The organism is Mucilaginibacter gossypii (assembly GCF_900100945.1).
Taxonomy (GTDB): Bacteria; Bacteroidota; Bacteroidia; order Sphingobacteriales; family Sphingobacteriaceae; genus Mucilaginibacter; species Mucilaginibacter gossypii.
The window spans coordinates 1-21,943 of record NZ_FNCG01000010.1 but is presented as its reverse complement, the minus strand read 5'-3'; the positions used below and the strand labels follow the sequence as shown (position 1 = coordinate 21,943).

Sequence of the window (21,943 nt, the reverse complement as noted above, 5' to 3'; positions counted from 1 at the left end):
CAGCACAAAACTTGAAAGCGCAGCGGGACGCGATTCATCAATAGAATAAATTACTATATTTATTGTCAAAGCATGCGATGAATCAGTTAATAAAATTTGTTGAAAAGTACATTGACTTGGAAGAAGATGAGAGGATTTTAATCGCAAATGCTTTGACCGTAAAAAAATATGCCCCCAATGAATTCATTTTAGCAAATAAGAAAATCTGCAAAGCAATATTATTTGTCATTTCCGGATCGGCAAGATCTGTGTTCGTCAATGGCGAGGGCCAGGAATATACCTGGAGCTTTTATTTTAATGACGAGGATTCCACTTTTGACAACTATTTCATTTTTGATTTCAATAGCTTTCTTCAACAAACTCCGACGCCACTTACTTTTCAGGCTATCACCGAAATAGAAGCAATAGAGCTTCATTATGAAAAACTGCAGAAATTACTCAGGCAATTTCCCAAAATGCAGGAGCTTATGAGGATCATGGCAGAACAATGCTACCAGGTAAGCCATAAAAAAGCCTTTACATTATTGACCCTATCTGCCAAAGAGCGTTACTTAAACCTGCTTCGGGAAACGCCGTACCTGCTCAATAAGTTTCAGCATTATCTTATCGCATCTCATCTTGGCATAGCACCCCAAAGCCTCAGTCGCTTGCGTGCAGAAATTTCCAGGCGTTAATCATTTCTTCACAAATGTGAATGATTAGGCAGATAAACTGTGCCAATTTTGTTCCGCCAAACTAAAAAACATCAAAATGGAACAAATTGCATTAATTACCGGGGCCTCTGGTGGTATTGGACTGGAAATAGCAAAACTCTTTGCTAAAGACAAAATCAATCTTCTGCTCATTGCCAGAAGCGAGGCAAAATTGATAAATCTGAAACAGCAACTCGAAAAAGATTATCCAATCAAAGTACATTATATAGCTGCAGATCTTTCTGTTATAGACGGATTGTACGTCACCCAACGCTATATTGATGAAAACGCTTTGCAGGTTGAGCATCTTGTCAATAACGCCGGTTTTGGGGATTATGGTCCATTTGTCGAAAGAAGCATGGAGAAATACAGGGAAATGCTTGGGCTGAACATCTCGACATTGGTTGAACTGACCCACTATTGTTCAAAAGAAATGATAAAGCGGGGCCATGGAAGAATTCTGAATGTTTCATCTACAGCAGGATTTCAACCTGTGCCTTATTTTGCCGTTTATGCCGCATCAAAAGCTTTCGTTATCAATTTTACGGAAGCCCTTCACAAAGAATTTGAAAAAACAGGAGTAACCACCACTGTACTTTCTCCAGGTGCGACCCAAACGGGCTTTATCGAAAAAGCCGATATGGGCGAGGCGAAACTTTATAAGAGTGGGGTGATGAGTGCAGAAGATGTCGCCAGGGTTGGATACAATGCTATGAAAAAAGGAAAGCTTCACGTTGTTGCAGGGTTTGGCAACAGGATTCAAGCGTTCTTTTCAAGTATGCTGCCGTCAAGTCAATTGAGGCTAACTATCGCAGCAAATGTAATGAAGAAAGCAAGCCGGTAGCCCGGTTTTCATTCAGATTTTTATATTAACATAAATCGGCATAATAGTATCAATAGTATAAAAGGAACATATTTCAGGCTAAACAGCTGACACGCGAAGAGAAAAATCTGGTAAATATTAAATTAAAAAGAGCATAAAATGAAAATAACAAAATTATTATCTGTACTGCTTAGCTTAACGGGTATATCATTACTGCTTTCATCCTGTTATTCAAGCAAAAAAGCAGTTGAGTCAAGTTTACCTTATTCCGATAAAATCAACTGGCCGGAAGGCTACAAACCGTCTGAAGCCGGTTTTTTTGTACATAACGAAATAGACATTCAAGCTTCACCGCAAAGGATTTGGGATATTCTCATCCACGCCGCTAAATGGCCGGAATGGCACAAAAAAGCGCAGGGCATTGTACTTCTGAATTCACCTGACGGTAAACTCAATCCATCCAGTGTTTTTATTTGGTCTCCGGCCGGTAAATTCACTTCAACAATAAAAGAATTCAATCCTCCCTATAATATAGCCTGGTATGGCGAAATGGAGGGCAAAAAAATGACCATTTACAATGCATGGCTGATTATCCCCACCAAAGAAGGCTGCAAGGTTGTTATCAACGAGTCCCAAAATGGACCGAGAACAAAATTAGAGAAAATATTTGCCCCTAATATGCTTCGTAAAGATTTTCGGGATTGGTTAATGGGGCTGAAAGAAAGAGCAGAAAAAAAATCAGACAATTGAAGCGCCGGAACCATCTCTTTTGAGCGTAAAAGCTATTAAAAGAAGTATATCTGGACTGATGTCTCCCATGTTTTAACTAAAATCACACCGATAAAGACCCGGAACATACTCCGGCTATAGGAATGAGCACAGCTAAACCCTGGTCTGGCCGGGATTAAAAGCCATATCGATTACCTGGTCGATTGCTTTGAGTATATCTTCACGCCCGCTGTCCGTTGACAGATCGATATCCGTAAACAAGCCACCGTTGTGGCGGGTGTGTAAAATCGTATAGTATATACCTCCGACAAGTAAAGCAGCTATCGCCCGGAAATTGACAGAAGGATTGTTTAAATATGGGTCTGCCATTTCCAGTACCTGCTGTCCCATCATTTCCCTTGTCCGGTGGATGCTGCGCATCAGGTCGCTGTTACTGGATAGTTCCCAAAGGATCAGTTCCTGCATCGCCTTGTCCGATTGAAAATAAAGAAACTGATTTTTCAGTATATGGCTGATCAGGCGCTTCGTACCCTCCAGATCCTTTGGAACAGTCAATTGGCGCAATTCACCGGAAAACTGCATCCAGTAGTCGGTTTCCATCACATAAGCTTCAACAAGGCGTTCGAAGCCCCCAAAATAGCGGTATATCAATTTTTTGCTTACACCGGCAAGTTTAGCGACCTTATTCACACCGAGGCCTCGATAACCCTCCGTTTGGAAAATATGGGATACCGCCATAATGAGTTTGCGCTTGGTCTCATCCTTATTTTTCATAACTATTATTAGCTCTTATGACTCCAACCATACTTCGCGGCCTTTGGGTGTCGCAATGCCATAAATAAAATGGGTTAGCAACTCTTCGTGTACTTCCAATGGATTAAGGCATACAGACGGATAAGTTAAGCTGTCAAATACTTGCTGAATCTGAGCCAGCCGCATTCTTACCAATATTGTTACTTTTATTTCAGGTCTTATCAAACCTTCCTTCATCCCCTGATGCAACAGACGATCGAATGATGTCAGTAAAACATCATCTATGAAGATCTGGAACAATGACCACGCATTGGCATAATATTTTAAAAGATCATGTTTTTGGAGAGAAAATATGCCGGAGGACAGTTCTATTACACTGTGCGTTAGTTCGCCGATCATCGTGAATATGTTTTCGGATTCGCTCGTGATCATGTTGACCTTTTCCTTGTAACCGGCAATATTGTTTTCTACTATCGTCATCACTAACTCTTCCTTGTTTTTAAAGTGTGTGTATATCGTTTTCTTTGAAATCCCGAGATGATGCGCGATATCATCCATCGTAGCGCTTCTGATACCCGCTTTAGCGAAAAGCGCTTCAGTTCCTGTTATAATCCTTTGTCTTCCTATCATTATTTTCGCCGAATAATTCCAAAGTGTTATCCGTTACCTTACCTTGTTCCGGTGGTCCGGCCTTATTTATTCTGTATTCCGGCCCTTACCCGGGGCGCTACTTCGGTTGCATAGGCTTTAATCGCTTTCAAAACCAAATCGTGAGGCATTGTAGCTACCGGCATCTGGATGAAAAACCGGTCGATCCCTAAGTGTTTTCGGAGTAAGAGTATCTTGTCTGCCACTTCCTGCGGACCTCCTACAAAAATTGCCCCTTCAGGTGAACGTCCGCCGTCGTAGTCATAACGCGAATAGGGAGGCAAGCCCCGTCCGGACATCAGGCTACTTCGATAATAGGCTATGTATGGGAAAAATGTTTCTTCAGCTTCTTTGCCGTCGCTCAAAACAAACCCGTGAGCGTGGACACTGAATTTCATCTTGCCAGGATCATGACCGCTTTGAACAGCGGTATCCCGGTACAACTGACCGTATTGCGCGAAATCCGGCAACCGGCCACCAAGGACTGCCAGGACTGCCGGCAACCCTTTTTTTCCTGCTTTGATGATGGTGCTTCTCGAACCGCCTAATGCCATAGATATACTTAAAGGTTTTTCCGTACGCGGGTATATGCCGAGGTGCCTGATCCCGCTGCGGGTTTGTCCTTGCCAGGTGACAAATTCGTTATCTCTGGCTTGTAACAATAAATCCAGGTGCTCATCGAATAATTTCTCGTACTGACTCAGTTCATAGCCGAAAAGTGGGAAACTTTCTGTAAAACCACCTCTGCCCACTAATAATTCGCTTCGTCCGTGGCTAATTGCATCTATTGTGGCAAATTCCTGATAAAGACGTATCGGGTCTGTCGTGGATAAAACGGAAACAGCGGTACCTAACGTGATATGCTTTGTTTTTCCTGCTGCGGCTGCAAGGATAATAGCTGGCGCAGAAGCTGCAAAATCAGCCCGGTGGTGTTCGCCCACACCATAAAAATCAAGTCCCAACTCATCAGCGAGCACAATTTCATCCACGACTTGCCTGATGCGTTCTGCGTGTGAAATAGTAATGCCGGTGTGCGGGTCCGGCATTACATCAGCAAAAGTGGTGATTCCAAGTTCAAATTTTTTCTGCATTGCTCTTGTTTTCAGACCGCCGTTTCAACTTCTTTAACTGCGGCGGAAGTGTTCGGCATATTTTATTCCTCTCAGCATTATCCGCACCTATCGCTTTCGGTGAATAGTCTTTCCGGTTGCCGGAGGTGCAAGATTTTCATTTGTCGGTTATAAGCTATATACTTCCTTGATGACGGATTTAAGATCACGCGGTTTTCTTTCCAGTATTCTTTCCAGGTCGTTTGATTCTATGGCGAATTGCCCACGCTTAACGTCCGCTGAAAAACCGGAAAGGATCGCGATCGCAGGTTCAGGCACACCATACAGTCTCAGGGTATCCGGGTATGTTTTTTCATCTGCATCGGTGTAGGTAACCGTTTTTCCGGAAAGGTCTGAAAGGATATTTGCAACGTCTGTAAATGAATACATGGCCCCCCCGGTAAGTTCATAGGTTTTATTTTCGTGCCCGTTCTGGGTTAAGACCTTTGCCGTTGCCTCAGCAAGATCCAAACGGAATGCAAATGGAATTTTTCCGTCTCCGGTAGGCAGGAAGATCCCGCTATCAATAGCGTGCTCGCCCGCAAACAACTTCACCGCATCCGCGTAAAATGAATTGCGTAAAAACGTATAGGTAAGGTTATTTTTGCTAATGTATTCTTCCGTTTTAAAATGATCCTCCATGGTCGGGTTATTCAACGATGTATCGACATCCTTGATAGCGACACCGGTATAAACAATCCGTTTCACACCGTTCTTTTTTGAGAGGTCAGCAACGTTCTTGTGCTGTTCTAACCGGTTTTTATCCAGCCCGGATACTAACAGCACTGTTTCAATTCCCTGAGTGGCCTTATCTAAAGAATCGCGGTCATCAAAACTGCCTATCCTGACTTCAATTCCTTTTTCGGTCAGGTAGGTCGCCTTGCTGATGTCCCTGGCAAATGCCACGATCTGATCTGCATGTACACCTTGCCGCAATAAAAATTCAATGGTTGCTTTTCCTAAATGACCGGTTGCGCCGGTGATCAATATTTTACTCATGATAATGTATTTTTTTAATTTTATATGGCAAACCTATGTATATTTACCATAGAAAAGTAACTACTATACTTTTGTATACCGGTATCATAAAGTATACTTAGCGATCAAAAAAAGGTAATATGAGTGTTTCAATTTATGAAGTAATAGAAGGTAAGAAATGTCTGGCTACTTATATTTTAGCCGTAAACGACACGATCAATGTGATTAACGGGAAATGGAAAGCACCTATCATCAGCTCTTTGCTTTTTGGCAAGAAACGGTTCAAGGAATTGGAAAGAGATATCCCAAAAATCACTTCGCGCATGTTATCCAAGGAATTGAGGGACCTGGAAGCGAACGGCATTGTGAAGCGAACAGTATATGATACGATTCCGGTGACGGTAGAATATGAACTGACCGCATCGGGACAGGCGTTTGAAAAGGTTCTGGATGTGATGCTGAAATGGGGATTGGAACACCGGGAAACCACACTCGCCGCGGGAAAGTAGCACAAGATAATGACAATCTTTTTTTGTAATTATCCCGGTAACAGCTGATGACTGTAACGACTGCCAATCACCGGTAAGTGGACTATAGCTGTAATAAAAAACCATTTTAACACAAGTCTCTCTGAAACAGACTTGTGTTAAAATGGCTATAAAGGGAACCAAACTGATCCAGGATCATTCCCTCTTAAGCAGGTTGAGCTTTACCTGTCATTTGAAGCTTTATTTTTTTGTTCCTGTTTGCTTATAGAATCCCGTTTTGTAACAGCACAGCGACTTCGGGACGCGCCATATATGAATTTCATTAACCTTAATTGAACCCGGGAAGGCTGTAGATCTTATCCCAATCCCCCGTGAATGCCTCATAGCCTTCTTTTTTAGTATGCAAATCCCAGTGCGCCTGCGCCACTTCTTTTGCAGAAACGAACGGTATGCCTTCCGGTAAATGTGCAGGAGCCTTGGTCGGAGCCTGGTCAGTGGTATAAACCGAACCGGAGATATAAACAACCCCCACAAAAATATGATCCTGCGCCAGGTCTTTATGGAGCATCTCGATATAATGCACGAGCGCACCTCCGGTAACGCTAAAGCCTCCGGCAAACATGATCGGTTTTTTTGCGGAGGGCGGCAAGGTGAACAGGATACTGCCACTCTTTCTTTCCAGCATCTCCGGCAGCACTGCCTGAACGGCGGTCACGACGCTAAGGATATTTAAATCAATAAAATAACTGATATTTTCAATATCCATTTCGCGCGGCTTACGCATAAGATCCATTCTTACGCCAACACCAAATTCAAGCACATCGATCCTGCCGAAATGGGCCTTGACGTCTTCAAGCGTATTTTTCAAGTTATCATCCAACACATTAACCGGGAAGGAAGCCGCCTCAATACCCTCAGACTTCAGTTGAGCGACTAATTCTTCCAATCTTTCCTTGTCTCTAGCCAGAAGCGCTACTTTATATCCTTCTGCTCCGAATCGCCTAGCGACAGCCAATCCGACCCCTGGACCGGCACCAATAATTACAATTGTTTTTGACATTACTTTCGTTTTTATAAATTAACATTCACTGTCGGGTCCACAACTAGGGCCCTCATTTACTATTGTTATAGTTTCCGTTCTCGTGGTCCAATCTTCAAAGGCTTTACTTAATACCTGATCAAAAACCTCTTCAGGCTGAGCGCCGGAGATCGCTTGTTTCCTATCTACTAAAAAGTACGGAACTCCTCTAACGCCTATCTGATGTGCCTCCTCAATATCCTGCCTCACTTCATTCGCATAGGCATCGCTTTCCAATGCGGGTTTTAATTTCGAGGCGTCGAGCCCTATCTCTGCTCCCAACTGTATCAAAGTCAGGTGGTCGTCGATATTTTTGCCGTCGGTGAAGTAACTTTTAAATAATATTTCTTCAGCTTCATCCTGCTTATCGTAGGCTTTTGCAAAGTGCAATAGACGGTGGGCATTGAACGTGTTGGCTATAATTGCATGATCAAGATCGTAATTCAAGCCATTCTGTTTAGCGATATCGCTGACGTGGGTATTCATTGCCCTTGCCTGTGCGATGCTCATTCCCTTATGAGCTGCCATAAACTCGTTCAGGTTTCGACCCGGCCTGGTATCCAGATCCGGTATGAGCTGATAGCTCTTCCAAATCAGTTTAATTTTTTCCCGTTGGGGAAATTTATTTAAAGCAGCCTCCAGCTTCCTTTTGCCAATGTAGCAGAAAGGACAAATAAGGTCGCTCCAGATTTCTATAACCATTTTATCTTTCATATTTATTTAAAATTGCGTTCTGCAATCAGATGACTTAATTAAGTTCTCCTGAATGTTTTCTATTTCACAAAGTTACCCTACCTTTGATATACAATCTATAGTGATATACTTATGTATATCGGTATCAACAAGTATAGTTATGGAAATAAAAGGCACATTGGACCTTAAAAAAGAACTGAGCGACATAAGTCAATGCCCGGCATCGTATGTTGTAGCTGTTAATGACACGATGAACATCTTAAGCGGGAAATGGAAATTGCCGATCATAGCATCCCTCAGATTTGGAAAAAGACGCTTCAAGGAGTTAGGCAGGGAAATCCCGAAGATTACCCCAAGAATGTTATCCAAAGAATTACGCGATTTGGAAGTTAACGGTCTTGTCAGGCGAACGGTATATAATACTGTTCCGGTAACTGTCGAATATGAATTGGAGGAGTCCGGTAAAGCGTTCGATAAGGTTTTGGAGGTGATGATCGAATGGGGATTAAAGCACAGGGAATTTACGTTACAAAGAGAAAAACCGGCAGAATTTTAGTTTTCGGGACGAACCGGTGAACCCCATAACTTGAAAACAGGTTTGATATTCTGCTGGCTACCGGCAGGCTCCATGATGCCGGGGCGAAAGTCATAGACTGTTTTAATGGCAGTGGCATCAGGGCATTTGCCCTTTACTCGTGCTCACATCATTTTACCTTGCGCTGAGTTGTCCCTGTCTTGCCCTGAAACTGTTTCTACAGGCGGCATTGCGCCGTTAGTGACAAGATGCCTATTGCCAAAAATGGCCATTTCGCGGAATACGGCGGATAAAGCCCGGCCCATTTCTGTGTTGGAATATTCTACCCTTGGTGGAAGTTCTTTGTACTGTTGCCTTACGATCAGGCCATCCCTTTCCATTTCTTTGAGCTGCTCGGTCAGCACTTTTCTTGATATTGCCGGGATGCGAACACATAGTTCCCCAAAACGCCTGGTACCGGACTGGAGGCTGTATAAAATTAAAGGCTTCCACTTTCCACCGATGATCTCCAGGGTCGCAGCCACCGGGCAGGGTAATTCTTCTGTTGTTTCCATATTAGTTACGTAATCGTTACCACTATTTTTACCGTTACCTAAATGTAACCAGTTACTTTTTAAAACTCTTATTAGTTTCTTTGGGAAACAAATATAATAAGTAACACTTAAAGCAACAATTATGATTTTAATAACAGGTGCAACCGGTCATTTAGGAAAAGCAACTATTCAGTTTTTATTAGCTAAAGGATATCCCGCAAATCAGATCACGGCTTTGGTCAGGGATGAGCAAAAAGGGGCTGAATTCCAAAAAGACGGAATCAAAATCAAGGTCGGCGACTACAATGACTTTCAATCGCTGGCGGCTGCTTTTGAAGGGGCAGACAAAGTGCTGCTTATTTCAGGCACAGATGTGGCTAACCGTTCAAAGCAACAAGAGAACGTCGTAAATGCTGCTAAAGCAGCCGGGGTCAAACATATACTGTATACAAGTTTTGAGCGTAAAAACGAAACGGCCGAATCTCCAATGGCATTTTTGGCTGAATCACACTTGCATACGGAGAGCCTTATCAAAGCAAGCGGCCTTGATTATACAATCCTGCGAAACAACCTGTATCTGGATGCGCTGCCTTTATTTATAGGCGATCAGTTTACCGAACAGGGCGTGTTTTTTGCGGCAGGTGATACGGCAGGAGCCTTTGCGTCCCGCCTGGATATGGCAGAGGCCACGGCCAATATCTTATCCGGAGAGGGACATGAAAGCAAGACCTATCTGCTCAGCAACACAGAGAATATTTCGTTTCCTGAGATTGCCGGGATACTTAGTGAACTAACAGGTAAAAAAGTAGCTTATGTGAGCCCGGAACCGGCAGTATTCCTGGATAACCTGGTAAAAGCAGGCGTGCCGCAGGAATACACCGGTTTAATTGCCGGTACAGCTGATGCGATCAGGGAAGGTGAATTTTATACCGATCAAACCGACCTGGATAGGTTACTGGGCAGGAAACCAACTTCAGCGAAAGAGTTTCTTACCGGTTTTTACAAAACACGGTAACGAAGCGTCCATATCTGCAAATGCGATTGGTATCTCCTGAGCAGATGCCAATCGCATTTGTGTTTGATTCTCCCTTGAAACGCTGCATCCGGGTAATTGGATCAACCTTTCTTATCCGGTTGCCTGCCTTCCGGCAGTTTACCGAAGTGTACAACTTAGGTCTATATATAGCCGGAGACAACAAACAGGGTCAGTAAGACGAAGGTTGTAATAAGCCAGCCCTGCTACCTCCGTTTAATTAGCTTATCCGTTATCTATTTGGCAAGTAATTTAATGTCTTTCACTTCCAACACCTGCTTAGGATAACCTTTCAATACACTGTTTATCATAGCTAACCCTACTTCCTTAAGCGTACTGGATATGTTAGGAAAAAGGAAACTGGTTAAAGGATATATGGAAGCCATGAATTTGAATACCGGCTTAATATTCCTTTGCCCTTTGGTTGGTTTCATCATTCCGGGCCGAAAGTTATAGACATGTCTGAAAGGAAGTCTCATCAATGCATTCTCGGTCTTTCCTTTTATCCTGGCCCACATTATTTTTCCCTTCTCTGAGCTATCGGTTCCATGCCCTGATATATGACCGAACACTATGGCAGGATTAACATTTACCAGTGTTTCCGCAAAATGCAGCGTAGTATCATAAGTGATGTGGTGATACGCCTTTTCTGTCAACCCCACAGCGCTTATACCGGCACAATAAAAACATGCATCGTAGCCGTCGAACTTATCAGTTACCTGGTCTAAATGAAAAAAATCAGCCACCAAAAGTTCATTCAACTTGGGGTGTTTGAGATCAAATGATTTTCTGTTCACCATCAAAACTTTTTCTATATGCGGATGTGCCAGGCATTCCAGCAAAACACCTTCACCCACCATCCCGGTCGCGCCGGTAATTATTACCTTTATCCCCATTTTTCCTGTCTAAAATTTCGATTACCCCAAAGCAGCAACAAACACACTATTTATCACGGACACACTATTTGCTAAATCTTAGTTAAGGTACTGATTAAAATAACGTGTGATGTTTTTTACGGCAAAATCCACCTGTTTGGGCCCGTCGTAATAATCGAAATGAATACCGTCGCCCCATACCAATTCTTTTTCTCCTTCCAATTTTGCATATAGTTTTTTTGCCTGTTGTGGAAATGCGGAACCGTCCGAATGAATAACCATCGTTGGAACTTTAATCAAATGGGCTTCACTGATCGGATCAAATTTAAGTAGGGCATCCAAAGACATTACAGCTGCTGCATTTTTATATTGCGGAACGCCACCTCTGGCTTTATTGAAATAGTAGTCAAATATTCCTTTCGGTGCAAAATTGACCGCAGATTGATCGACTTCGCTATATGCCGGAATTGTTTGTGCTTTTCCTGTTTTCGCAAAGTCTTCTCTGGCTGCCTCTGCCAATGCCTTTCGCCGGGCTACTTCTTTTTCCCCGAACATGGTTATACCAAGTGCAGGATCAGGGAGGAATCCGGCTACCGTAGCGATTGCCTTTATTCGGGTATCGTTCGCAGCCAGGTCTACAGCGTTGCCTGCCGAAGTACATACCCCGACCATTCCCACACCTTTAATGTAGGGCAAACCGGTTAGATAGGTCACAGCGGCTTTTAAGTCTTTCAGCTTTTCTTCCGGTGACTCCAACTGTCTTGGATTACCTTCGCTTTCACCATAGTGGCTATAGTCAAAGGCTAATACAACGAAGCCATTGTCCGCAAGCCTTTGGGCGTAGAAAGCCGGCATCTGCTCTTTGACCGACGTAAACGAGCCTTCCACAATGACGGCTTTATACATTGCTTTTTCGTTAAAATTAGCAGGTGTATAAAGGTTGCCAACCAGTTTGAGCCCGTCACGTTTAAAGTTTACCTCGCGAACATTTTTGGGATCGATAGATCTTTCATTGGCAAACGTATTGACAGCAGCATAATAGAGCAGCACCAATACTACAAGTATTTTCTTCATCATTTTATCAATGGTTATCTGATCAGCACGTTCAGATCTTTTCATTAAAAAATCTTGATATCTGTTCTACCGCGTTGTCGATTTGTTTCGGACTATCGTAGTAATCGAAATGTGTGCCGTCGGCCCAAACGAGCTCTTTTTCCCCGGCCAATAAATTGTAGAATTTTTTAGCCTGGTCGGGGGCAAAACTGTAGTCGGAGTGAACAACCATTGTTGGGATGGTAATCGCAGGTGCCAGGCTAACGGCATCCATATCTAACAATGTTTCCCATGACATTACTGCTGTTTCGTTCTTATATTGGGGAATTGCTCCGCGATCTTTATTCAAATAATAATCAAATGTACCGGCTGGAGCAATGTTAGCTGCCGTTTGATCTGTCTCACTGTAAGCAGTGATAACCTCTGAATAACCGGTTTCCTTATATTTTTGGCTGGCTTCTGCTGCGGCCTTACGTCGGCGGGCAATCTCGTCTTCTCCAAACATTGCGGTCATCATAGCGAGGTCAGGCAGATTAGCCGCCACAGTAGCAATGGCTTTTACCCGCTTATCGCTTGCCGCCAGATAGGCTGCATTTGATGCCGAAGTACAAACACCTACCATGCTTACTGCATCAATGTATGGCAAGTCGTGTAAATAAGTAACAGCAGCCTCTAAATCGCTGAGTTTGGATGAAGTAGATTCAAACTGTCTCGGCTGGCCGTCGCTCTCTCCATAGTGACTATAGTCAAAGGCTAATGCTACGAACCCCTTGTCAGCGAATTTCTGAGCATATGTTTCTGACATTTGCTCTTTCACCGAGGTAAAAGACCCTTGTACAATGACTGCCTTATAGTGCTTTTCTTTACTAAAATCTTCAGGGGTAAAGAGGTTGCCCACTAATGTCCATTCTTCCCTTTTAAAATTTACTTTGCTTTTCATGATTAAAAATTTGATTAAGCAAAATTAGGCCGGCTAAATTTCAGACACGTAAACAGATTACCTTAAGAAGGATACAGATTACTGTTTTTACAATAACACCATTTTGAACCTTGGTCTTCTTAAGCCCTGAAAGAATTTAACCGATCTCACAAAGGATAGTGCGTAAAGTACGCGACGGCTTTTAACCAGGCTGGCAGGGAAAAAATGATAGATATGCTAAAGCTCTTATTGGTTTCGGTATTCTTTTGGTGAGAAACCGGTATTCTTGCGAAAGAACCGCGCAAAATAGTTAGGGTAATCAAATCCCAAACTATAAGAAATTTCACTGATCGACAAATTACTATGCAGCAATTTCTGTTTGGCCAGGTCCAAAACATAGTCGTGAATGTGATCTATTGGAGATTTACCGGTCAGGTGTTTAATCAGATCACCAAAATAATTGGGCGATAAAAATGATTTTTGAGCAAAATAGGCCACAGATGGTAAGCCGGCTACTGAGTTATTTTCGCTAAAATACTGTGCTAAGTGCTGGTGGAAGTCCGTTACTACTTTGTTGTATGTTTTACTCCTCGAACGAAATTGCCGGTCATAAAAGGTCTGCGTATAGCTTAAGATCAGTGCTATGTACGACAGAATGATGTCCTTATTTATTTGTGCTTTTTTGAACTCCCTGTAAGTTTTATCATATAGGTCCCATAATAAAACTTCCTCGTCTTTGGTCAGAAAGATCGCTTCCAAAACGCTGTTATAGTTAAAAAAACTATAGTTTTTGGCGATCTTTTCCAAATAGCGCTTACTGGCACAAATCACAAATCCGGCTGCGGGTTGTTCCACATCCCAGCCCTGTGATGCATTCGGTGAATTCACGAACATATATGAGCTGCCTGCATCTTCTGCCGGCATTTCATAAACCAAATTTTTGTGCATTGGCGGCTTTAAAGCCAGGATATAAAAGTCAATGCTGATCGGAGCAGATTTAAGCAACCCATGCTTATCGACGGAAAAATCAACAATATGCACGTCGTCATCTTTTACGCCTTCAAAAGTCATGTACTTAAGAAACTGAGGTAGATTGTATAGTTTTTCTGCCATATAACTTTGAAGTGAAGTTTACAAAGTTACGAACATAGGCAATAGCGGATGGAAACTTATTCAGGTTAAAACGATACAAATTACGGATTCCTTTGTGCGTCCCGGTATCTTAATAATAGTTTATTCCTTAAATCGAATTCGCCAATCTAAATCTTACGGATTATTACTTTCATGGCAAATGGCTTCGGTTATTATTTTTACATCTTGTTTAATACGTTGGTAGTTCAGCAATACCTCACTTTGATTTAGCTGACGGGCGGCAGGAATATTCTCATAGGCCCGTTCTTCTGAACTGATCGCTTCGTGGTCGTTTTGTATCTGACAATGAAAAGTTTTCAGGTCAATTTTATTGGCCGGGTCGTCGGCGACCATGCCCACAAATTCGCCCGAGGACAGGCCTGCAATTTTAGAGGCAGGAACCGCATAATCCAATTGGGTTGAACGGCTGACAGAGGTATCACTGCTATTGATCGATACACTTTCTTTTACCTGGTTAATCTTGCCGAACCGTTCTGCCAGTTGCTTGGCGGTATCGCCGGTAACCTGCCCGCAGATAATATTGCCGACAATATTCATGATGACTTCCGCCTGTTCGCGGCCGTAATCTTTTTTAAGCTGGCTGTAATCCTGAACAGCTAAAGTAACGGCAACTTTGTTGGAACGAGCGGTGGCGATCAGGTTATCGATGCCGTTAAAATAAATGGTCGGGAATTCATCAAAGATGAGACTGCACTTTTGCTGATGTTTGCGGTTAACCAGTTTGTTGATCCGGTTCACGTACAAGGATAATACGGCGCCGTAAACCTGGGACTTCTGCGGGTTATTGGCCAGGCAAACTACTTTAGGGTCGTTTGGATTGTTGATGTCCAGGGAAAAATCATTGCCGCTTAAAACGTAATACAACTGCGGTGAAGACAAGCGGGCCAGGCTGATCTTGGCACTGGCGATCTGACCTTCCAGTTGTTCATAGGCTTCATTCTTCCAGGCGGAAATAAATGGATTGATCAATACTTCTATTTCGGGTTCGGTGCTGAGCACCGCGAACAGGTCTTTGTAATCCACCAGCGATAATTCGATCACATGCGGCAGGGTACAATATTTACCGCCCTCATATTTTTTAAGGAACCAGATCAGGGCGGTTACAAAGTTGATGGGCGACTCTACGAAAAAGTCGCCTTGTTTGCGTATCCATTCGCGGTTCAACCCGAGCATGATCGTCCGGGCCGATTCAATGGCATCGGTAATGTCCAGCATTGTTTCCGGTTCGAGCGGATTGCTGCGGTGCATGATATTTTCAAAATTGATCACGTAGAAAGAACGCCCGCCATATTCCCGGAGCGCGTTATAGGCGATCCGGGAAAGGTCATCATACTTGAAATCGTAGATGAGCATGCTGAAGCCTTTGCGGATATGCTGCGTAATGATATGCCGGATGACGAAGTAGGATTTACCTGCTCCCGGACTGCCGCCAATCAGGGTGCCGCGAAACGGATTGATGATGTTGATCCAGCTATTCCGCTCTTTGCCTTTTAACTGGTATCTGGCCGGCAAATTAATGGAGAATTCATTTTCCAGCAGGCGTTCCTCCTGCGGGAATGTTTCGTTGTATTTATTAAAGATATCCCCGGCTAATTTGAGTTTGAGCATCCGGAACAACATGCCTCCGCCTGTCATAAACAAAAGATAGCCCAAGGCAGTCATGGCTATATAAGCAGCAGCGGTCACCTGATCGGATAACGGTAAAGCCAGGAACAAACCGCTGATAAAATAGAGCAACAACCCGGTCAGGCAATAAGTCACAATCGTCCGGGGCCGGATCTTCTCATCCCGTTTACCCTTGCTGCCGATAAGGGAAACGATCAGTAAAAGCAGGGCGCTCAGTTTCGCAAGGAGAACGGTCCTGAAGATCGCCATTCCAGAAAGTGGCCCTAAAATATGATCTACAATTTTATGGGTAAGCTTCAGTTCCCGGAATGCGGGGTAACAGCGTAAGTAGAAATGAATGATCAATAAGGCGATACTTAAGAGGCGGGTAAAATCAATGATCTTACGCAAGGCCTGTTCATTTTCTCCTGTCTGCATGGTTATAGATTTAGTCCTTTTCTTTTCTTCTTTTTGAATTTGTTGAGTGCGGCCAGGTCTTCCTGTTCGGGAGCAAATAGAACTTCCATCAATTCATCAATGCCCACAGTTACCTGGCTGTTTGCGTTGTCATTCAACATATCGTGATCGTGCTGTTGTCCGGCCGCTTTATAAGGTGGTTCCGGCAGGAACCGGGCACTTAACAGATTTGCGCTATAGGCTTTGCCCAAGTCGCTGCCATTGAAAACCACCTTGTTTTTTTGATCAATAAAGGTCGCGCCATAAATACATCCCTCGTCGTTTTGGCGCAGGAAGCACCGGATACCTCTGTCGTACAGCGCTTGTTGAAAGCTCCTTTTGGTTTGAGGTTTGGCCAGTACTTCATCCAGGATTTTGATGATTGCAGCCTTGAATGGCTTTCGCAGTTGTTCGTTCAGCCTGAATTTTTCTTCCAGGGTTTTTAAAGTCGGCTTGCCATAGATCGTGCTGGCTTTGATCGGGACGCCAAGCTTATTTCCCTGTTTATCGGTTATCCAGTAGACCAGGCCATCGCGGGCATACATCCGGGAATCTTTGGTACCCCGGTCAGCCTGGATGTTGTACTGTTGCAGAACCGCATTGAGTTCCGGTACACTGGTGAATTTATAGGCCCGTAACGTAAAGCCCAGGATGTTAGTGATCGTGCGTTTGGTTTCGGCCTTGCCGTATTCCGCCAGGTCAATATGGGCTTTGAAGTCTGCTTTTATCTTCGGCTGCTGCTCGGCTTTGGTGAGGCCATACTTAATTTCTATAGCTTTCCTGCTTTTTTCGGATTCATTTTGCCCCAGGTAGTGCAGGCTGATCCGCTCGCCGTCACGCTTGATGTTGGTGGTCACGATATGGATATGCGGATGCCCTGCGTCCTCATGCCGGTAGACGAGATAAGGCTGTGTTTTAAAACCGATACCCTCCAGGTAGTCCCCGGCAATCCCGCGCAACGTTTCATCCGTTAAATATTCACCATTCGGGAAATTCAGCGAAACGTGTACCGTATTGGTTTTTGAGCGCTGGTTCATCGAGGCCAGGTCTGTCAGGCGGAATAGCTTATCATTAAATGATAAATCTGCCGGGTCTTTCGGATAACCGGCTGCTGCTATCAGGACAGCTTTGCCCTGTTTCACTTTGTTCTCGTTGTAGTTCAGCGCGCCGGTCAGGCTTTTGCCGCTCTTAATTTTTGCGACCATATATCCGCGTATTGGTTCATCCGTTCTTTGATCTGGCTGATGGAGGGCTCCAGTTTACTGTTGATGACGCTCATTAGATTCATCCATAAACGGGTGTCGGCATTACCATGAGCCGCATTGATGTTTCGCATCGCCTGGTTCAGGTTGTTACCGACGGCGTTCAACTCGCGGCGTAACAACACCAGTTCCTCCAGCACATCATCCATGGCTTTGTCGCGATAATTGACCGTCACCGGCTTTTCTAAAAGCACGCTGCGCATGTATTCGCTAAGCTTGCGGAAACTGGTCTTTTTGAAGCGCTTTTCCAGCAATTGATATTCCTCCGGTTTAAAGCGGAGATTCTTCCATTGTATCCGTTTGTCTTCTTGTGTAGCCATTGTTTTTTTCTTTAAAAATCCGACTCCGGAGGATTTTTGCCTGGACCCGCAGCAACCTGATGCGGAGGGCAAGATTCAATTGTGACACAATTGTACATCTTGCTAACTGCTGCGAAGCGGGCAGTTTTATCCTGCCGTCAGTGTTTATAGGGCATTTTTTATGGTTTGCTCCGGCTTCGCCTTGTGGCTGAGATAAAGTTCAAGCGCCTGGATATTGATATGTTTTAATGACAGGTCGTATTCCACACCATAGGCTTTTACCCGCTTTAAAAGGCTCTTAGGTATCCAGTTATTAAACTGCACTTCGGCGACCTTAACATCCGCCAGCGCCTTTACAGGCTGCACTTCCTGGATCGGCGTTTTCGGCCTTTCCTGTTTGAGTTTATCCGCGAGGCTGCCCAGTTTGTTTTTATAGTTTTCCATCGTGTCATTTTCTATATTTATAGGATTCTATCTCCGCATTCATCATTTCTATAATTGTAGAATTATAGTTTTCTACCTTTTTACATTGCTATAAGGATAGAAAGCTAACATGCTATAAATGCAGATCTTTGTAATTATAGAATGATAGTTAAATAAAACCCGGCACTAAGCGCTGATCAGTTCCACCACTTCTTCTGCCAGGGCGGTGATCTCGGCTTTCGCTTTCTGGTCGCTGCCCTCCAAAACGCCGGAGGTCATGGATGACCGCGCAATGCTCACCCGGTCATGGATAACCGTTTTCAATAGCTGCACGTCCATGCTTTCCAGTAACCCGCATACATCCTGCGTGATACCCGAACGCGATTTGATCATATTAAGCACAATGCCAGCTCTGACACCCGGCGCAGCGGCAATAGCTTCGCCAATCAGGGCAATGGTTGAGCGTATTGCCATCACATCAAAAAATCCCGCTTTGGTGGGCACCAGGATAAAGTCAGAGTGAAGAAACAGTTCGGGTAACCTGCTTGACAGGTACGGCGGTGTATCGATGATAACCAGGTCATAGGCCAGTTTTTGAATGTCTGTCAATTTATCGGCACCGATGATAGCCAGGTCGGGGAAATCTGCCCTCATATGATATAAACTTCCCTGAAGATCGGTATCCACGAGGGCCACCGATAACTGATCCCGGAAACATAACGCCAGGTTGATGGCTAATGTGCTTTTGCCCACGCCGCCTTTTTGATGGGCTATAGTGATGATCTTTGCCATGATGTTAGATTTATATAATTGTTGATTTTTATAATTATAGAATGGTAGTTAAATAGATTACCCGCCGGTTCCTGTTATCATATTTTCCCGCAGGCGTCTCCGTAACCTCTGTTCCTGTTCATAGTTAAATATCCACTCGCCGGCCAGCAGTTTCCAGTTGCGGTAAGGCGTGCCTTTCGGACTGCGCCATTGGACTTTTTCATAAAAACTATAGAATGCTTCTGCCTGTCCGGTAAATCCTTTTTGATCGAAATAGATGTCGACCAGTTGTTTCTGCGGCGGCATCTCCGTGCCAAAGCCCTTTTGCCGGATCGGTTCCTGTTTTGGAACGAGCCTGCGTTCCGCAGGTATCCGTTTTGCTTTACGTTTGAACAGCATACTGTTGAATTAAAAAGGCCGGACCGTATATAGGTGGGCCCGGCCGGTGTCACTATCTCACGCGCTTTTGTTGGCGGACATCATAAAGGTGATATCCTCGTAGTCATAATAGATAGAGCCGCCGATTTTGGTAAAAGGCAATACGCCGCTATCCCTCAGCGATTGCAGGAAGCCATGTGAAATGCCAAGCAGTTTTTTTACCTCGGCCGATTTGAGCCACTTTTTACCCGGTGCGCCGCTTGCGCATTCCCTCATGACACGCTTAACCTCCCGCAGCATATCTTCTTTGAACTCCACGAGATCACCCAGGGTGAGTATTTGGTTCCGGTTTGGAACGATGCCGGACATCTTTGCCCGTTCTTGTGTTGTTTTATCCATAACATTCTGATTTATCGGGCTTCAAAATTGAAAAAACGCAAAATCAGAAGATGACAACTGTTGGATATATGGTGAGCTTTTTAAGTCCGGATGGATCCAAATGAATTACGGTAGATCAAAAAAAGAAAAGCTGTGATCCTGTGCATGGGGTGTGGAGTAGAGTCCTGCTATGTTGAGCACTTTTAAACCACAATTGACGGTAAGCTTTATCATCTTCCACAAAACGGGCCGATACCAGCTGATATCGGCCCATTTTGTTGTCATTCGTCATTAGGCTTGAGAAAGCACGCGATAGCTATGTCTATGGAAGTTAACCAGTCGCGGAGCTCAGTTAACCTATGGATGTTCCTCACTGATCGGGGGATTGGTGTTTTCCTTACCAAATAGCGTTGAACGTCATTAATCTTATAGCCCATTATATATTTTACTGCTCCTCATTACTTTCTAAATTTGGAGGGATTAATTTATACATCACAGGTGTTACAATCCGGGACAGTATGGTCGAACTGATCAGTCCGCCGATCAGTACGATAGCTAACGGCGCTATCAGCGGATTGGGGTTCAAAGCTATTGGAAGCAAGCCGCAAATTGCAGTGATTGACGTCAACACCACTGGCAGGAAACGGGTTTCGCCTGCCATCGTGATCGCTTCATCTATGCTATGGCCCTCCGCACGCAGGTGGTTGGTAAAATCAACCAGTAACAATGAATTTTTAACCTGTATGCCCGACAAGCCTATAAAACCGATGATAGATACCAGCGACATCGGGTTGCCTGTGAAAAGCAGGAGTACCACGCCGCCCAAGATACCCAGGGGAATGATCGACAGCACGATAATGATACCTTTAAATGTTTTGAACTGCAACAGTAACACGCCTACGAAAAGAAATGTGCTCAGAATGATTACCGACAGGAAATTACCGCCCAGTGCATCACCTTCCGATTCCGCCTCTCCCGAGAGCTTGTAATAATACCCCGGCGGCATTTTCAATTTATTCAGTTCGGGAACTACCTCTTTCAGGATATCATTAGCTAAAACATGCTCTTTGGTTAGGGAAGTAACCTTTACAAAGCGCGATTTATTGAAATGGTTGATAGCCGTAGGCGAAGTTTCAAACGAGATGGTGGCGATCTGGTTAACCAGTACCGGCGCGCCCTGTATGTTATTTACATACAAATCCTTCAGGGCATCCAGGTTCGAGAACTTGTTTCTGGGCAGGGTGATCACAACATTGCGCGAATCGCCCCGGTCATCAATATAATCGCCAACGGTTAATCCGGCCACTGCCATCCTGACCACTTTGTCCACATCGCTGGTAAGCACGCCCAAGGTGCGGGCCTTCTCTTTGTCAATTTTTATTTTAACGTCCGATTTATAGGTATTCAACTCGTTATTAATGTAAAACGTGCCGGGATTTTTTTTCAGGATCTCCTCAACCTTAAAGGAAAGTTTCCGTAAGGTGTCCTGGTCTTCCCCAAATACCCTCACCACAATATTGGCTTCAATCGGGGTGCCCTGTTCAAAATCTTTAACTTCAATCCTTGCATAAGGAAAATCGTTGAATTTCTTTCTGAGTTGTTTGATCAGATCCGTTTTCGATTTTGGACTTGCTTCTTCATCCAGCTGCACAAATACCTGGGCAAAATCAGGCTTTACATCCTGCTGATGTACGTTGTAATAGATCTGTGGATTGCCTTTGCCCACGTTAGAGGTATAATAAACGATCTCTTTGTGCTTCTTCAATTCACCTTCTACCAGCCTGGTTACACGGTCGCTTTCGGGAATATCCGCCTGCAGGGGCAGTTTGATATTGATCAGGAACATCGGCTTTTCAGAGGTGGGGAAAAGCTTAAAGCCGGTTTGTGTGAACAGGAAAAAAGCAAGCCCGCTTAAAGCCAATGAGATCCCGATAGTTGTTTTAGGCCACTTTAAGGCAAGCGGCATCACGCGGGCATAAGACCAGGTCAGGAAACGTTGCAGGTGTTTTAAAAAGAAGTTACCCTCGCCATGTGTATGGGTTTTGAGCATCCTGCTGCCCAGGAAGGGAACAAGCGTTAAGGCCACTATCATAGATGCCAAAACGCTGGTCATGACAGCCATAGGCAGGCTCCGAATAAATTCACCAGCCATATCGGGCAAAAAGGCAAGCGGCAAAAAAGCGATAACCAAGGTAGCCGTACAGCCTACAACCGCTATCCCTATCTGTTGCGTGCCTTTCAGGATAGCATCCATCCGGGAATGCCCCTCGCGGAGCCAGC

Annotated in this window: 25 protein-coding genes; 6 read left to right on the top strand and 19 right to left on the bottom strand. The window is 44.2% G+C overall.

Going from position 1 to position 21,943, the window contains the following annotated elements:
• Positions 1–77: 77 nt before the first annotated feature.
• The 3 genes from BLS28_RS17840 (at position 78) to BLS28_RS17830 (ending at position 2,265) form a co-directional block, all read left to right on the top strand.
• Positions 78–674 (top strand): Crp/Fnr family transcriptional regulator, encoded by a 597-nt coding sequence (locus BLS28_RS17840; protein ID WP_091170416.1) that lies wholly within the window; start codon positions 78–80, stop codon positions 672–674.
• 76 nt (positions 675–750) lie between these two features.
• Positions 751–1,536: an SDR family NAD(P)-dependent oxidoreductase gene (locus BLS28_RS17835; protein ID WP_091170412.1), complete on the top strand. Its 786-nt coding sequence runs from the start codon at positions 751–753 to the stop codon at positions 1,534–1,536.
• A gap of 138 nt (positions 1,537–1,674) precedes the next feature.
• A complete protein-coding gene (locus BLS28_RS17830) occupies positions 1,675–2,265 on the top strand; it encodes an SRPBCC domain-containing protein (protein WP_091170407.1) in 591 nt (196 codons plus the stop codon).
• Positions 2,266–2,397: 132 nt separating this feature from the next.
• On the opposite strand, the gene BLS28_RS17825 is transcribed toward BLS28_RS17830, so the two are convergent.
• From BLS28_RS17825 to BLS28_RS17810, 4 genes are all read right to left on the bottom strand, one after another.
• Positions 2,398–3,018 (bottom strand): TetR/AcrR family transcriptional regulator, encoded by a 621-nt coding sequence (locus BLS28_RS17825; protein ID WP_091170403.1) that lies wholly within the window; start codon positions 3,016–3,018, stop codon positions 2,398–2,400.
• A gap of 15 nt (positions 3,019–3,033) precedes the next feature.
• Positions 3,034–3,627, bottom strand: coding sequence for a TetR/AcrR family transcriptional regulator (locus BLS28_RS17820; protein WP_091170400.1), 594 nt, complete (start codon positions 3,625–3,627; stop codon positions 3,034–3,036).
• 62 nt (positions 3,628–3,689) lie between these two features.
• The gene (locus BLS28_RS17815; RefSeq protein ID WP_091170396.1) at positions 3,690–4,736 is read right to left on the bottom strand and encodes an LLM class flavin-dependent oxidoreductase; all 1,047 of its coding nucleotides are present in this window, start codon (positions 4,734–4,736) and stop codon (positions 3,690–3,692) included.
• Between the two features lie 147 nt (positions 4,737–4,883).
• On the bottom strand, positions 4,884–5,753 hold the full coding sequence (locus BLS28_RS17810; protein ID WP_091170394.1) for an SDR family oxidoreductase: 870 nt from the start codon (positions 5,751–5,753) through the stop codon (positions 4,884–4,886).
• A gap of 119 nt (positions 5,754–5,872) precedes the next feature.
• Here BLS28_RS17810 and BLS28_RS17805 point away from each other — a divergent pair, with 119 nt between their 5' ends.
• On the top strand, positions 5,873–6,241 hold the full coding sequence (locus tag BLS28_RS17805) for a winged helix-turn-helix transcriptional regulator (RefSeq protein ID WP_091170390.1): 369 nt from the start codon (positions 5,873–5,875) through the stop codon (positions 6,239–6,241).
• Positions 6,242–6,548: 307 nt separating this feature from the next.
• Here BLS28_RS17805 and BLS28_RS17800 read toward each other — a convergent pair whose 3' ends face one another.
• Positions 6,549–7,280 carry an SDR family oxidoreductase gene (locus BLS28_RS17800; protein ID WP_091170385.1) on the bottom strand — a complete coding sequence of 244 codons (732 nt, stop codon included), beginning with the start codon at positions 7,278–7,280 and terminating at the stop codon, positions 6,549–6,551.
• Positions 7,281–7,298: 18 nt separating this feature from the next.
• Positions 7,299–8,012: a DsbA family oxidoreductase gene (locus BLS28_RS17795; RefSeq protein WP_091170382.1), complete on the bottom strand. Its 714-nt coding sequence runs from the start codon at positions 8,010–8,012 to the stop codon at positions 7,299–7,301.
• A 139-nt stretch (positions 8,013–8,151) separates the two neighbouring features.
• On the opposite strand from BLS28_RS17795, the gene BLS28_RS17790 reads away from it, so the two are divergent.
• Positions 8,152–8,547 carry a winged helix-turn-helix transcriptional regulator gene (locus BLS28_RS17790; protein WP_176844500.1) on the top strand — a complete coding sequence of 132 codons (396 nt, stop codon included), beginning with the start codon at positions 8,152–8,154 and terminating at the stop codon, positions 8,545–8,547.
• A gap of 143 nt (positions 8,548–8,690) precedes the next feature.
• Here the strand turns inward: BLS28_RS17790 and BLS28_RS17785 are convergent, their stop codons facing one another.
• The gene (locus BLS28_RS17785) at positions 8,691–9,080 is read right to left on the bottom strand and encodes a winged helix-turn-helix transcriptional regulator (protein WP_091170378.1); all 390 of its coding nucleotides are present in this window, start codon (positions 9,078–9,080) and stop codon (positions 8,691–8,693) included.
• A 121-nt stretch (positions 9,081–9,201) separates the two neighbouring features.
• Between BLS28_RS17785 and BLS28_RS17780 the strand changes: the two genes are divergently transcribed.
• Positions 9,202–10,074 (top strand): SDR family oxidoreductase, encoded by an 873-nt coding sequence (locus BLS28_RS17780; protein ID WP_091170376.1) that lies wholly within the window; start codon positions 9,202–9,204, stop codon positions 10,072–10,074.
• A gap of 254 nt (positions 10,075–10,328) precedes the next feature.
• Here BLS28_RS17780 and BLS28_RS17775 read toward each other — a convergent pair whose 3' ends face one another.
• From BLS28_RS17775 to BLS28_RS17720, 12 genes are all read right to left on the bottom strand, one after another.
• Complete coding sequence (locus BLS28_RS17775; protein WP_091170373.1) at positions 10,329–10,988, bottom strand: NAD-dependent epimerase/dehydratase family protein; 660 nt, start codon at positions 10,986–10,988, stop codon at positions 10,329–10,331.
• Positions 10,989–11,066: 78 nt separating this feature from the next.
• Positions 11,067–12,086: an alpha/beta hydrolase gene (locus BLS28_RS17770; protein WP_218134464.1), complete on the bottom strand. Its 1,020-nt coding sequence runs from the start codon at positions 12,084–12,086 to the stop codon at positions 11,067–11,069.
• On the bottom strand, positions 12,073–12,960 hold the full coding sequence (locus BLS28_RS17765; RefSeq protein ID WP_218134463.1) for an alpha/beta hydrolase: 888 nt from the start codon (positions 12,958–12,960) through the stop codon (positions 12,073–12,075). The genes BLS28_RS17770 and BLS28_RS17765 overlap by 14 nt, the downstream gene beginning before the upstream one ends.
• Positions 12,961–13,185: 225 nt before the next feature.
• A complete protein-coding gene (locus tag BLS28_RS17760; RefSeq protein ID WP_218134462.1) occupies positions 13,186–14,052 on the bottom strand; it encodes a helix-turn-helix domain-containing protein in 867 nt (288 codons plus the stop codon).
• 153 nt (positions 14,053–14,205) lie between these two features.
• A complete protein-coding gene (gene mobC, locus BLS28_RS17755) occupies positions 14,206–16,134 on the bottom strand; it encodes a conjugal transfer protein MobC (RefSeq protein ID WP_091170367.1) in 1,929 nt (642 codons plus the stop codon).
• Positions 16,135–16,136: 2 nt separating this feature from the next.
• A complete protein-coding gene (locus BLS28_RS17750; RefSeq protein ID WP_091170363.1) occupies positions 16,137–17,357 on the bottom strand; it encodes a relaxase/mobilization nuclease domain-containing protein in 1,221 nt (406 codons plus the stop codon).
• Positions 17,324–17,734 (bottom strand): plasmid mobilization protein, encoded by a 411-nt coding sequence (locus BLS28_RS17745; protein ID WP_091170360.1) that lies wholly within the window; start codon positions 17,732–17,734, stop codon positions 17,324–17,326. Before BLS28_RS17745 ends, BLS28_RS17750 begins: the two co-directional genes overlap by 34 nt.
• Positions 17,735–17,878: 144 nt before the next feature.
• Complete coding sequence (locus BLS28_RS17740; RefSeq protein ID WP_091170356.1) at positions 17,879–18,157, bottom strand: hypothetical protein; 279 nt, start codon at positions 18,155–18,157, stop codon at positions 17,879–17,881.
• Between the two features lie 165 nt (positions 18,158–18,322).
• Complete coding sequence (locus BLS28_RS17735) at positions 18,323–18,928, bottom strand: AAA family ATPase (protein WP_091170353.1); 606 nt, start codon at positions 18,926–18,928, stop codon at positions 18,323–18,325.
• Positions 18,929–18,985: 57 nt separating this feature from the next.
• Entirely contained in the window at positions 18,986–19,306 is a 321-nt protein-coding gene (locus tag BLS28_RS17730) for a hypothetical protein (protein ID WP_091170349.1), read from the bottom strand.
• Between the two features lie 57 nt (positions 19,307–19,363).
• Positions 19,364–19,684: a helix-turn-helix domain-containing protein gene (locus BLS28_RS17725; RefSeq protein ID WP_256337473.1), complete on the bottom strand. Its 321-nt coding sequence runs from the start codon at positions 19,682–19,684 to the stop codon at positions 19,364–19,366.
• Positions 19,685–20,108: 424 nt separating this feature from the next.
• On the bottom strand, positions 20,109–21,943 hold a 1,835-nt coding region (locus tag BLS28_RS17720), incomplete at its 5' end, for an efflux RND transporter permease subunit (RefSeq protein WP_143020807.1).